12 protein-coding genes are annotated in these 12,973 nt (G+C 66.7%); 8 read left to right on the top strand and 4 right to left on the bottom strand.

The features are described from left to right. Window positions 1–4: 4 nt before the first annotated feature. The gene (gene vgrG1a, locus VQ067_RS00695) at window positions 5–1,936 is read left to right on the top strand and encodes a type VI secretion system spike protein VgrG1a (protein ID WP_340080958.1); all 1,932 of its coding nucleotides are present in this window, start codon (window positions 5–7) and stop codon (window positions 1,934–1,936) included. A 114-nt stretch (window positions 1,937–2,050) separates the two neighbouring features. On the opposite strand, the gene VQ067_RS00700 is transcribed toward vgrG1a, so the two are convergent. The 4 genes from VQ067_RS00700 to eagT6 are packed head-to-tail and all read right to left on the bottom strand — an operon-like array spanning window position 2,051 to window position 4,403. Further along, window positions 2,051–2,335 (bottom strand): immunity protein Tsi6 family protein, encoded by a 285-nt coding sequence (locus VQ067_RS00700; RefSeq protein ID WP_003111794.1) that lies wholly within the window; start codon window positions 2,333–2,335, stop codon window positions 2,051–2,053. Between the two features lie 12 nt (window positions 2,336–2,347). Continuing rightward, window positions 2,348–2,581: a T6SS immunity factor Tis1 gene (tis1, locus tag VQ067_RS00705; RefSeq protein WP_003083689.1), complete on the bottom strand. Its 234-nt coding sequence runs from the start codon at window positions 2,579–2,581 to the stop codon at window positions 2,348–2,350. Further along, window positions 2,571–3,953, bottom strand: coding sequence for a T6SS effector (p)ppApp synthetase Tas1 (gene tas1 / locus VQ067_RS00710; protein ID WP_023092250.1), 1,383 nt, complete (start codon window positions 3,951–3,953; stop codon window positions 2,571–2,573). The genes tis1 and tas1 overlap by 11 nt, the downstream gene beginning before the upstream one ends. A gap of 15 nt (window positions 3,954–3,968) precedes the next feature. Next, complete coding sequence (gene eagT6, locus VQ067_RS00715) at window positions 3,969–4,403, bottom strand: type VI secretion system effector EagT6 (RefSeq protein WP_003083692.1); 435 nt, start codon at window positions 4,401–4,403, stop codon at window positions 3,969–3,971. Between the two features lie 253 nt (window positions 4,404–4,656). Here eagT6 and vgrG1b point away from each other — a divergent pair, with 253 nt between their 5' ends. The 7 genes from vgrG1b to VQ067_RS00750 are packed head-to-tail and all read left to right on the top strand — an operon-like array spanning window position 4,657 to window position 12,634. Next, window positions 4,657–6,882 carry a type VI secretion system spike protein VgrG1b gene (gene vgrG1b, locus VQ067_RS00720; protein WP_033990902.1) on the top strand — a complete coding sequence of 742 codons (2,226 nt, stop codon included), beginning with the start codon at window positions 4,657–4,659 and terminating at the stop codon, window positions 6,880–6,882. Window positions 6,883–6,909: 27 nt separating this feature from the next. Continuing rightward, window positions 6,910–7,359: a DUF6484 domain-containing protein gene (locus VQ067_RS00725; protein WP_003083695.1), complete on the top strand. Its 450-nt coding sequence runs from the start codon at window positions 6,910–6,912 to the stop codon at window positions 7,357–7,359. Window positions 7,360–7,375: 16 nt separating this feature from the next. After that, window positions 7,376–8,488, top strand: a complete 1,113-nt coding sequence (locus VQ067_RS00730; RefSeq protein ID WP_023081672.1) for a DUF2169 family type VI secretion system accessory protein — start codon at window positions 7,376–7,378, stop codon at window positions 8,486–8,488. Further along, entirely contained in the window at window positions 8,485–9,522 is a 1,038-nt protein-coding gene (locus tag VQ067_RS00735; RefSeq protein ID WP_003110648.1) for a 3-oxoacyl-ACP synthase, read from the top strand. The genes VQ067_RS00730 and VQ067_RS00735 overlap by 4 nt, the downstream gene beginning before the upstream one ends. Further along, entirely contained in the window at window positions 9,523–10,470 is a 948-nt protein-coding gene (locus VQ067_RS00740; RefSeq protein WP_003123791.1) for a DUF4150 domain-containing protein, read from the top strand. A gap of 10 nt (window positions 10,471–10,480) precedes the next feature. Next, entirely contained in the window at window positions 10,481–11,395 is a 915-nt protein-coding gene (locus tag VQ067_RS00745) for a WD40/YVTN/BNR-like repeat-containing protein (RefSeq protein WP_033990899.1), read from the top strand. Window positions 11,396–11,401: 6 nt separating this feature from the next. Next, entirely contained in the window at window positions 11,402–12,634 is a 1,233-nt protein-coding gene (locus VQ067_RS00750) for a TIGR02270 family protein (protein WP_003110651.1), read from the top strand. The last annotated feature ends 339 nt before the right edge of the window (window positions 12,635–12,973 follow it).

The raw sequence follows: 12,973 nt of genomic DNA on the forward strand, positions 1-12,973 counted from the left end.
ATTGATGCAACTGACCCGCCTGGTCCAGGTGGATTGCCCGCTGGGGCCGGACGTGCTGCTGTTGCAGCGCATGGAGGGACGCGAGGAACTGGGACGGCTGTTCGCCTACGAGCTGCACCTGGTATCGGAAAATCCCAACCTGCCGCTGGAGCAGTTGCTCGGCAAGCCGATGAGCCTGTCGCTGGAGCTGCCCGGCGGCAGCCGGCGCTTCTTTCACGGTATCGTCGCGCGCTGTAGCCAGGTGGCCGGGCACGGCCAGTTCGCCGGCTACCAGGCCATCCAGCGGCCCTGGCCGTGGCTGCTGACGCGCACCTCGGACTGCCGCATCTTCCAGAACCAGAGCGTGCCGGAGATCATCAAGCAGGTGTTCCGCGACCTCGGCTTTTCCGATTTCGAGGATGCCCTCACGCGCCCCTACCGCGAGTGGGAATACTGCGTGCAGTACCGCGAGACCAGCTTCGACTTCATCAGCCGGCTGATGGAACAGGAGGGCATCTACTACTGGTTCCGCCATGAGCAGAAGCGCCACATCCTGGTGCTCTCCGACGCCTACGGCGCGCATCGCAGCCCGGGTGGCTACGCCAGCGTGCCTTACTACCCGCCGACCCTCGGCCATCGCGAGCGCGACCACTTCTTCGACTGGCAGATGGCACGCGAGGTCCAGCCCGGTTCGCTGACCCTCAACGACTACGACTTCCAGCGCCCCGGCGCGCGCCTGGAGGTGCGTTCGAACATCGCCCGGCCGCACGCGGCGGCCGACTACCCGCTGTACGACTATCCCGGCGAATACGTGCAGAGCCAGGACGGCGAGCAGTACGCGCGCAACCGCATCGAGGCGATCCAGGCGCAGCACGAGCGCGTGCGCCTGCGCGGCGTGGTGCGCGGGATCGGCGCCGGGCACCTGTTCCGCCTGAGCGGCTATCCGCGCGATGACCAGAACCGCGAGTACCTGGTGGTCGGCGCCGAATACCGGGTGGTCCAGGAACTCTACGAAACCGGCAGCGGCGGCGCCGGCTCGCAGTTCGAGAGCGAGCTGGACTGCATCGACGCCAGCCAGTCGTTCCGTCTCCTGCCGCAGACTCCGGTACCGGTGGTGCGGGGTCCGCAGACCGCGGTGGTGGTCGGACCCAAGGGCGAGGAGATCTGGACCGACCAGTACGGCCGGGTCAAGGTGCACTTCCACTGGGATCGCCACGACCAGTCGAACGAGAACAGCTCCTGCTGGATTCGCGTGTCCCAGGCCTGGGCCGGGAAGAACTGGGGTTCGATGCAGATCCCGCGGATCGGCCAGGAAGTGATCGTCAGCTTCCTCGAAGGCGACCCGGACCGGCCGATCATCACCGGGCGGGTCTACAACGCCGAGCAGACGGTGCCCTACGAGCTGCCGGCGAACGCCACCCAGAGCGGGATGAAGAGCCGTTCGAGCAAGGGCGGCACGCCGGCCAACTTCAACGAGATCCGCATGGAGGACAAGAAGGGCGCCGAGCAGTTATACATCCACGCCGAGCGCAACCAGGACAACCTGGTCGAGAACGATGCCTCGCTGTCGGTCGGCCACGACCGCAACAAGAGCATCGGCCACGACGAGCTGGCGCGCATCGGCAACAACCGCACCCGCGCGGTGAAGCTCAACGACACCCTGCTGGTGGGCGGGGCGAAGAGCGACAGCGTCACCGGCACCTACCTGATCGAGGCCGGCGCGCAGATCCGCCTGGTCTGCGGCAAGAGCGTGGTGGAGTTCAACGCCGACGGCACCATCAATATCTCCGGCAGCGCCTTCAACCTCTACGCCAGCGGCAACGGCAACATCGACACCGGCGGCCGCCTCGACCTAAATTCCGGCGGTGCCAGCGAGGTCGACGCCAAGGGCAAGGGCGTGCAGGGCACCATCGACGGCCAGGTACAGGCGATGTTTCCGCCGCCGGCGAAGGGCTGAGGCGGCGGCATCCTGGCCGCCCGCCCTCGGGCAGGACGCCGCGGGAGCCTTGACGATTCGCGCATCTCCTCGCCAGGCAGAAGCGGCGGTCGCTCAAGACCGATGGTGTTGCGCTCAGGGTAGGTCGACCTTCAGGCCGCGGCCAGTGCGTATGCCGACGTAGAATGCGTCCTTGAGGGCCCTGGCGAGTTCCGGGTCGGTCTCCTCGAACTCTTTCCCGGCGATGCCGCCGAAGCTCAGCCGGTGCAACGCGGAACGGTCCAGGCTGCGGTCGAGCAGCACGGCTTTCAGGTACAGCAACTGCTTTTCCACGGAGAGCAGCATCCCGCATTGCGGATGCCGGGCCAGCCGCTCGGCGACCAGCGCCAGGGCGCGTTCGACATAGTTCACGGGGGACATGGCTGCGCCGCTTCAGCCCTTGGGAAAGCCCGTCTCGTACTCCTCGCGGGTGATTTCCCGGCCGAAACGCAGCGCATCGTTGAACAGGCGGTTGTCGTGCTCAACCGGCTCGGGGGATTCGGCTTCGCCGTAGAAGCGCACGTGGATCGTGCCCTGCCGATGGTCCCAGCGGTAGGTGACGTCTTCGAAGTCGTAGTCGATGTAGATATCGCGCCTGGCGAACGCTTCGCCCTTTTCAATTGCCATTGCCTTTCCTCACTGCGTCGTAGTACGCCCGGCTCTTCTCGGCGATGGCCTGGGCCTCCGGGGACTTCGGATCCAGTACCCGCCAGTCCTCATAGTACTTGTGGCCCTGCCCTCCGGGTACGCCGGCCTTGGCCGCCACCGCGTCGTAGGTGTCGTTGCCGAGGAGGATGCGAGCCATGTCCTCCGACTCCTTGGCGTAGATCATCTCCGGCGAGTTGACCTGGATCTCGCCGGGTATCCCGGCCTTGGTGTTCATCGTCGAGTTCACCCCGCTGTAGCCGAGCGGGTCGGCGTTGCCGTCGATCACCTTGACCTTGGCGCCGCGGTTGGCCAGCTCGGCGGCAACGGTGTTCACCTTGTCGCCTTCGACGATGATGGTGTTGCGGGCCAGATCCTTGATCTTGGTCGGATCGCCCTTGTAGTCGTTGTTGATCTTCTGCATGGCGCGTTCGCGCGACTTGATCGGTGCCTTGGCGACCCTGCCGCCGTGCTTCGCCGCCAGTCCGTCGGCCACCGCGTCGATCTCGGCCTTGGCTGCCGGCGCCTTGCCATAGACCTTCTCGAAGCCTTTCGGCACCTGGGTCTTCGGCGCGCCCTTGGGTGCGTTGCCGAGCCGTGCCATCTTCGGTCCGAAGCCCAGCAGCGCCATGCCGGCCACGCCCTGGAACAGGTCGCGGTAGCCGGGACCGAAGCGGTCGCCGAGGTCGCCGAGCAGGGCCATGCCGCCCATCATCAGGCCGCCGATGGCGACCACTCCAACCAGCGCCGCGACCCCGGCCATCGCCGCCAGCAGCAGGCCGCCGGCAAGGGCCGCCAGGCCCAGCGCCTCGAGGCCGGTGTGCAGCCATTCCTCCAGGTCGAGGACGAAGGCCACCCGCTCGGTGGGGCCGCCGATGAAGGTGTCCTGGCTGCCGGTCTTGATGTGCGCGCCGCAGACCATCTTGCTCTGCAGGCGCGCCGCCGGCTTGCCGTTGATGTACACGGTGGCGCTGCCTTCGGCGATCAGCACCGGGAACGGCCACAGCGGATGGTTCAGCGGCAGGCCGCTGCAGGTGGCGGAGACGTCGTCGCCGGCGCGCATCGCGTTGCGACTGTTCACGTAGACGTTGAAGCTGCCGCGTATGAGCACCCCGGTGGTCGGCTCGGGTAGCTCGAAGATGGTGGTCAGGCCCTTGACGATCTGGAACATCGACAGCCCGCCGGCGGCGATCGAACCGGCCAGGATCACCGCGGCCAGGCCGCCGGTGGCGGCGGTGGCGGCGACCACGGCGGCGCCGATCAGGGCTCCGGCCACGGCTCCGGCGACCATCGCGGCGACACCGAAACCGTGGGCTATCTCATCGCCCAGTCGGGCGGCGGCTTGCGCATCCATGCGTCGGTACTCGGATCAGCTAGGGGTCGGGCGCGGGACCAGGGTCTGCATCGCCTGCTTCCAGGCCGGCTCGTGGTGCGGCAGGTCAGCCGGGGTGGTGGTCAGGGTGGTGATCAGCACCGCCGGGCGGCGCTCGATGAATACCTGGCGCAGCATCAAGTCGCGGCCCTCGCGCTGCCACTGGTAGTCGAGGAGCACGGCGGCGTGGCCGTGGATGTTGATGTCCCAGCGCTTGTGCAGCTTGAAGCCGGGCAATTGCTTCTCGGCGTTTTCCAGTTGGCGGGCGACATAGTCGGCGAACGGCGCGTCGCCCTGGCTGGCGTCGCGGCTGATGACGAAACTGGCTTCGCGGGCGGGGCCGCTGGCGGGGAGCTTGAAGATGTTGATGCTCTGGTCCTGCCAGGCATCGGGAATCTCGAGATCGGCTTCGTGGAGGCGATAGAGCGTCACTGTGTTAACCCCTTCCCTAGGATTCTGAGTGAGTTATTGCTGGACAAAAGCTTTACGGAATGTTGCTCGCGAATCAAGGCTTTCCTGGCCCGAAGCGGCCTTTCGTGATGGCCTTCTGCCTGTTCGCCGTCGGTCGGGGCGCTCGTCGGAATCTGTGTCACGCAGCTCCCCTTTCCACCGCATCCGCGCCTATGCTGCTTGGGTGGCGCCGCTCCAACGGCGCCAGTGATGGACGTGGATCAAGGATGATTTCATGGCACTTGCGCAACAGACCCGCCTGGTCCGGGTCGACAGTCCGCTCGGCGCGGAGGTCCTGCAATTGCAGCGAATGGAGGGTCGCGAAGAGCTCGGCCGGCCGTTCGCCTACGAGCTGGAACTGATCTCGGAAAACCCCGACCTGCCACTCGACGGGCTGCTGGGCAAGCCGGCCAGCCTGGCGCTGGAACTGCACGACGGCAGCCGGCGGCATTTCCACGGCATCGTCGCCGCTTGCAGCCAGGGATCCGGCAACGGCCAGTTCGCCAGCTACCAGGTCACCCTGCGCCCCTGGCTGTGGCTGCTGACGCGCACCTCCGACTGCCGCATCTTCCAGAACCAGAAGGTCCCGGACATCATCAAGCAGGTGTTCCGCGACCTCGGCTTCTCCGACTTCGAGGACGCCCTGAGCCGCTCCTACCGCGAGTGGGAATACTGCGTGCAGTACCGCGAGACCAGTTTCGACTTCGTCAGCCGGCTGATGGAGCAGGAAGGCATCTACTACTGGTTCCGCCATGAGCAGAGCCGCCACATCCTGGTGCTCTCCGACGCCTACGGCGCGCACCAGAGCCCGCCGAACTACGCCAGCGTGCCCTACTACCCGCCGACCCTGGAACAGCGCGAGCGCGACCATTTCTACGACTGGCACATGGCGCGCGAGGTGCAGTCCGGCTCACTGAGCCTCAACGACTACGACTTCCAGCGTCCCGGCGCGCGCCTGGAGGTGCGTTCGAACATCGCCCGCTCGCACGCGGCGGCCGACTACCCGCTGTACGACTACCCCGGCGAATACGTGCAGAGCCAGGACGGCGAGCAGTACGCGCGGACCCGTATCGAAGCCTTGCAGGCGCGCTACGAACGGGTGCGCCTGCGCGGCCGCGCCCGCGGCCTCGGTTCGGGCCACCTGTTCAAGCTCAGCGGCTACCCGCGCGAGGACCAGAACCGCGAGTACCTGGTGGTCGGTGCCGATTACCGGGTGGTCCAGGAACTCTACGAGACCGGCGGCGGCGGGGTGGGCGCGCAGTTCGAAAGCGAGCTGGACTGCATCGATGCCGGCCAGGCCTACCGCCCCTTGCCGACCACTCCGCTGCCGATCGTCCGTGGCCCGCAGACTGCGGTGGTGGTCGGGCCCAAGGGCGAGGAGATCTGGACCGACCAGTATGGCCGGGTCAAGGTGCATTTCCACTGGGACCGCCACGACCAGTCCAACGAGAACAGCTCCTGCTGGATGCGCGTCTCGCAGGCCTGGGCGGGGAAGAACTGGGGCTCGATCCAGATCCCGCGGATCGGCCAGGAAGTGATCGTCAGCTTCCTCGAAGGCGACCCGGACCGGCCGATCATCACCGGGCGGGTCTACAACGCCGAGCAGACGGTGCCCTACGAGCTGCCGGCGAACGCTACCCAGAGCGGCACCAAGAGCCGTTCGAGCAAGGGCGGCACGCCGGCCAACTTCAACGAGATCCGCATGGAGGACAAGAAGGGCGCCGAGCAGTTGTTCATCCATGCCGAGAAGAACCAGGACATCGAGGTCGAGAACGACGAGAGCCACTGGGTCGGCCACGACCGGACCAAGACCATCGACCACGACGAGACGGTGCATGTGAAGCACGATCGCACCGAGACCGTGGACAACAACGAGACCATCACCATCGGCGTCGACCGCACCGAGAAGGTCGGCAACAACGAGAAGATCAGTATCGGCGCGAACCGCACCGAGGACGTCGGCAGCAACGAGACTATCAGCATCGGCGTCGACCGCACCGAGAAGGTCGGCAGCAACGAGAAGATCAGCATCGGTGCCAATCGCACCGAGGACGTCGGCAACGACGAGACCATCAGCATCGGCGCGAACCGTAGCGAGTCGGTGGGCAACAACGAGACGATCAGCATCGGCGCCGACCGCAGCGAGTCGGTGGGCGCCAACGAGACCATCGACATAGGCGGCAACCAGAGCACCAGCATCGGCAAGAACGAGTCGCGCAGCGTCGGCCAGGGCCGCGATACCTCGGTGGGCAAGGACGATAGCCTGGACGTGGGCAAGAGCTTCACGCTCAACGCCGGCGACTCGATCACCCTGGTCACCGGTGCCGCCAGCATCCGCATGAAGAAGGACGGCAGCATCGTCATCAGCGGCAAGAACATCACCATCGACGGATCCGGGGCGATCAACGTCAAGGCCGACAAGAACGTGGTGGTGAAGGGACGCAAGATCCTCCAGAACTGAAGCGGCGCAGAGCCAGGGAGTCAGCGCATGAGTGTCGAGATCCATCTACCTGGGGCCACGACGGCCCTTCCCGCGCGCCTGGACGGCGTGGTCATCGGCGTCCTCCTCGACGTGCCGGACGCCGCCGCTCCGGTGGTCGCCTATCCCGGTTGCCCGAGCGAGCACGGCCTGGCGGCGGCCACCACCACCCAGCTCAGTCGCGCCGATATCGGCGCCCAGGTGGCTTTGCTGTTCGTCGCCGGCGACCCGCGCCAGCCACTGGTGATCGGGCGTATCCAGCGCCTGCCGCAGGAAGCGTCCGCCCGGCTGGACGGCGAACGCCTGGAGTTCAGCGCCGAACGCGAGATCGTCCTGCGCTGCGGCAAGGCCAGCATCACCCTGACCCGCGCCGGCAAGGTGATCATCCGTGGCGCCTATCTTTCCAGCCGCTCCACCGGGGTCAACCGGATCAAGGGCGGTTCGGTGCAGATCAACTGAGCGCGGCGGGCCCGACATGGAACTGTTGAACGCCACCCCGCTGGCCGCCGCCTACAACCAGGGGCTCGACGCCGAAGGCCGGGAGTCGCTGGTGGTGATCGCCAAGGGCAGTTTCGACCTGCCGCTGGACGGTCGCGAGGCGCGCCTGCTGGACGAGCAGCAGACGCTGCTGATGGTCGATGAATTCTATGGCGAGCCGGGGCTTTCCGCGCCGCGCCGGGAGTGCGAGTTCGTTCCCTTCAAGCCGTTCTGCGATGTGCTGGTGCTGGGCAGCGCCCGGGCGCCCGGCGGGCGGCCGGTACAGCAGTTGACCGCGGGCATCCGCGTCGGCCGGGTGAGCAAGGCGCTGACGGTGCATGGGCCGCGCCAGTGGGAACCGGGATTGCTCGGTGCCGGCGCGGGCGTCGCGCAGCCGTTCCAGCGCCAGGATATTTCCTACGCCAGTGCCTTCGGCGGCAGCCATGCCTCGCCGGACAACCCCGGTTTCATGGATTGCTACATGGCCAATCCGGCCGGATGTGGCTGGTTTCCGCGCAGCGCCGACACCGCCGAGATCGTCGGCACGCCGATGCCGGCCACGGAAAAGCTCGGCGAGCCGGTGGACAGCCCCCACGGCCGCTTCACGCCGATGGCGCTCGGCCCGCTCGGTCGCCACTGGCAGGCCCGGGTCGGCTTCGCCGGTCGCTACGACGACGCCTGGCTGGCCGAGCGCTTCCCGTTCCTGCCCGCCGACTTCGACGAGCGTTACTTCCAGTCCGCGCCGGCCGACCAGTGGACCGACCATCTGCGCGGCGGCGAGGAGGTCCTGCTGCTCAACCTCACCGGCGAGGAGCGCGCGGCCTTCCGCGTGCCGCGCAGGGAGGTGCCGGTGACCTTCTTCCTGAAAAAGGGTGGCCACGAAACCGCGCAGGCGCGGATCGATACCCTGCTGGTGGACTGCGACGCCCGTCGCGTGGAAGTCACCTGGCGTATCCGCCGGCCGTTGAAGCGCAACCTGTTCGAGATCGCCCAGGTGCTGGTCGGCAGCAAGTCCGCCGCCTGGTGGCGCGCCCGCGAGCTGGGCAAGGACTACTACCCCTCGCTTGCCGCACTGGTACGCAGCCGCCAGGCCGAGGAGGACGAGGCATGAGCCAGGCCCTGAGCATCGTCGCCTCCGGCATGGTCAGTGCGGTCGGCCTCAGCGCGCCGGCCAGCTGCGCGGCGATCCGCTGCGCCCTGGACAACTTCCAGGAAACCCGTTTCATCGACCAGGGCGGCGAATGGTTGGTCGGCGCTCCGGTGATGCTGCCCGAGCCGTCCTCCGGCTACGCGCAATTGGTGGGGATGGCTGCCATGGCCATCGCCGAATGTGTGGCCGGGTTGCCCGCCGAGGACATTCGCGAAATGCCGTTGCTGCTTGGCGTTGCCGAAGTCGACCGGCCCGGACGACTGGCGGGGTTGGAGCAGCCTTTGCTACAGGCCATCGAAGAGCGCCTGGGTTACCGCTTCCATGAACGTTCCTGCGTCATCCCGCGCGGTCGGGTGAGCGCCGCGGTGGCGCTCCTCAACGCGCGCAAGCTCATCGAACAGGGGTGTTCGAAGGTGCTGATCGCCGGAGTCGATTCCTACCTGACCGCGGCGACGCTGGCGGCCTACCAGGAACGCGACCGGCTGCTGGGCAGCCACTGCCAGGATGGCTTCATCCCCGGCGAAGGCGCGGCGGCGGTACTGGTGACGGCCGCGTGCGCCAGCGAGGAACCGCAATTGCTGTGCCTGGGGCTGGGGTTCGGGGTGGAGAAGGCTACCGTCGAAAGCGAGGGCCTGCCGCTGCGGGCGGACGGCCTCACCCAGGCGGTGAAAGCGGCGTTCGCGGACTGCGGGTTCGGTTACGAACTTGTCGACTATCGCCTGGCAGACCTCCCCGGCGAGCAGTATTACTTCAAGGAGGCCGCGCTGGCCTTGAGTCGAACCCTGCGGGTGCGCAAGGAGCGCGTCGAACTCTGGAGCCCTGCGGATTGCATCGGCGAGTGCGGAGCGATGACAGGCCCCGCGCTGCTGTGCATCGCCCTTGCCGCCTCACGCAAGGGGTATGCACACGGCCCGCAGGTACTCTGTCATTCGGGCAACGATGCTGGCGAACGGGCCGCGGTGGTGCTTGGCTACCAGCGAGTGAGGGCGAACTAGATGGCCAACGAGGTCTATGCCAACGGCCGCGAGCTCTCCTGCAAGTCGGCCTCGGGGAAATCGATAGCGTCGTTCCCCGACGTCTGCTTCACGCCGCCTCAGGCACCACCGACGCCGTTGGGCGTGCCGGTCCCCTACCCTAATACCGGCATGTCGAAGGACACCACCCGAGGTAGCCGGACCGTAAGGATCACCCGCAAGGAAGTGATGCTCAAGAACAAGAGCCACTTCAAGAAGAGCTACGGCGACGAGGCTGGGCGTGCGCCGAAGAAAGGCATCATCACCAGTACCAATACCGGCAAGGTCTATTTCACTTCATGGTCGATGGACGTGAAGATCGAAGGCCTGAACGTCGTCCGCCATCTCGACCTGACCACCCACAACCACAACCCCTCTCCCGGCAATACCGCGACCTGGCCGCACACCTCGAAGATGAAGGCGGCCTTCAAGCCGGGCGGCAAGTGTGCCGGCATGGAGCACCTGCGCCTGCAGCCCTACAGCAAGGCGTGCCCTAGCACGGCGGGCGGGGGCGCACAGACCGGCCACCACCTGATTCCTGGTCGCTGTATGCGCGGCAAGGCCGGCTACAGCCACTCCAAGGCCCCGGTGATCTGTGTGTCGCGCGGCAACCAGCACCAGGGCTCGCACAAGCGTTGTCACGCGAAGTTCGATCCGGTCGAACTGGACCACTTCGACAAAGGCAAGCCGTTCAAGTACGAAACCGCGCGCAACACCGCGGCTGCTTCGGCAGGGGGAGCGTTGAGCCCGCCGCGCGAGCTGACGAAAAAAGAAAAGGAGTGCGTCGCCTTCCAGCTCGACCAGTACTACAAGGCCAAGCCCAAGAAGGGGCCGGGCTGCACCACCGCCACGAACCTCCGCGCCTCGGGCGCGGCGGGAAAAGTCATACCACCCGCGCGTTCCGCGCCGGCACCTGCGGGACGTCCATAGGAACTGAACCATGGCAAAGAGCGAGACCGCCCTCTATTTCACCAACATCATTGCGATCGGGCCTCAAGAGGCGCTGCTCGCCGGGCACCTCTACCTGGAGGGCGCGGAACCCAGCGTGACCCGGGTGATGATGATCGACCAGGACGACTGGTTCCACGTCTACGATATCCCCGAAGTCGTCTACAGCGCCCTGCAGAGGAGTCCGCGGCGCGGGCAGCAGAAAGGTGACTACTGCTTCCTGGGACGCGCCGGCCTGTTGCGTGAACACCCGTCCGGGCAGTCCAGCACGGATGCCACGCTGGACATCGACAACGTCTACCTGATGGATCTCTGCGAGGTGGACGGTGAGCTCTATGCCTGCGGCACCCAGAACCAGGTGCTGCGGCAGAACAAGGGCGTTTGGCAGCGTATCGACCAGGGGCTTTATGTCCCCCTGGGGGACGAGGTTACCGCTTGCCTGAACGGTATAGACGGGTTTTCGCGCGACGATGTGTATGCCGTCGGCGATGCCGGCGCCATCTGGCATTGGGACGGCAAGGGCTGGCAGGCATCGGCGGCGCCCACCAACCTGCCGCTCTACTGCGTGCACTGCGCCGCCGATGGCACTGTCTACATAGGCGGTTCCGGCGGCATCCTGCTACGCGGCAGCGCACAGGTCGGCTGGACCGATATCGGCGACCGCGACCTGTGCTCGGAGGTACTGGAGAATATGGTGGAGTTCGCCGGCAAGCTCTATGTGACCGCGACCGACCAGTTGCTCGAGTACGACGGTACGCGCCTGAGTGAGACCAAGGTGCCAGTGCAGGGTAAGAAGGCTTACTACGCCATCGATGCCAAACCCGAGGTGATGTGGGTGGTGGGCGATGAATGCGTGCTCAGCTACGACGGCGGCACCTGGCAGCGTCATGTCTGCCCGGAGAACTGACCGACGATGAATGTCGCCGCTGTCATCGACCAGCACGTCGAGGAGGCCGGCTTTCTGGCGGGGCTGCGCGACCATGCCGTGCGTGCTCCCCACTACGACCTGGCGCACCTGCTGGATCTCGACAATCGGATTGAGGCGCATCTGGATGCGTTGCAGATAGGTGGACTGAGGAGCCTGGACCTGGTGCTGAAGGCGCTGGACACAAACGCCGAGGGAGAGGTTTTCGTCGCTGCGATACTGGTGTTTCGTGGCACGAACGGTACAGCCCTGGCCCAGTTGTGCGAGCACCTACGGCGTTTTCCCGAGGGCGCGCGATTCTTCGCCGCAGCCCTCGGCTGGCTCGACTGGGGCCAGGCGCGGCCCTGGGTGGAGCGCCTGCTGGCCTCGCCCGAGCCGCTGTTCCGCGCCATTGGCCTGGCCGCCTGCGGCATGCACCGGCATGACCCGGGGCCGGCGCTGCTGTCCGCCCTTGGCCACGCCGACCCGGCGGTGCTGGCGCGCGCCGCGCGCACCGCCGGCGAGCTGCGTCGGCGCGACCTGATGGCGAATATCCGCGCCTACCGCGCCCACGACGACCCGAGCCTGCGCTTCTGGGCCAACTGGGCCACCGCGCAGATGGGCGACGAGGAGGCGTTAGGGCCATTGCGTGCGTTCGCCGGGCAGCCCGGCCCGTTCCAGCTGCCGGCGACCATGGTGCTGCTCGCCTGGCAGCCGCGTGACACCAGCATGGCCTGGATTCGCCAACTGATGCAGGCGGCGGACACGCGGCGGATCGGCATCCAGGCCACCGGCCTGTTCGGCGATCCGGTGGCGGTGCCCTGGCTGATCCAGCAGATGCGCGACGAGAGTCTGGCGCGGGTCGCCGGCGAGGCCTTCAGCCTGATCACCGGCGCCGACCTGGCGCTGCTCGACCTGGAGCTGGAGGCCTTGCCCGACTACGACCCTGGCCCCAACGACGATCCCGACGACGAAGACGTCGCCCTCGACGACGATGAGAACCTCACCTGGCCGGACGCGGCGCGGGTTACCGCCTGGTGGCGGGACCACGGCGCACGCTTCGTCGCCGGGCGCGCCTACCTGCTCGGCGAACCTCTGGGCGAGGCGCGCTGCCGCCAGGTCCTGCGTGACGGCCAGCAACGCCAGCGAATGGCTGCGGCGTGCCTGCTGGCGCGCTTCGTGCCGAACCTGCCGCTGTTCCCCACCGGTGCGCCGGTGCGCCGCCAACTGGACCTGTTCTGATAGCTGGCTGGCGCCGGGCGGCCAGGTCATGGCCGCTGGCGCGGTGCGCCGGATTTTCCCATTCGACGAATTTCCCTGCACGTAGCCAACCGGTTGACTGAAACCTTTCACCACTTATGCGGGACGAATGGAAATGCCACTCGTTTGCCATGATAGCCTGTCGACATCCTCTGGAAATATCGTGAAAAAAGCTGACAACGTGCGAGATAGAGGGATTTTTTAATTTATGGTTAAGCTTCGGGCATTAGCGTTGAGCACCAGAAGTGACCGGTCGGTCACATAGGTCGCTCTGCGTTTGTTGTGCCTTTTTCCTCTGGGGAAAGCGTCGGCAGACGTGGG

The organism is Pseudomonas sp. KBN12P06040, from assembly GCF_037574965.1.
Classification (GTDB): Bacteria; Pseudomonadota; Gammaproteobacteria; order Pseudomonadales; family Pseudomonadaceae; genus Pseudomonas; species Pseudomonas aeruginosa.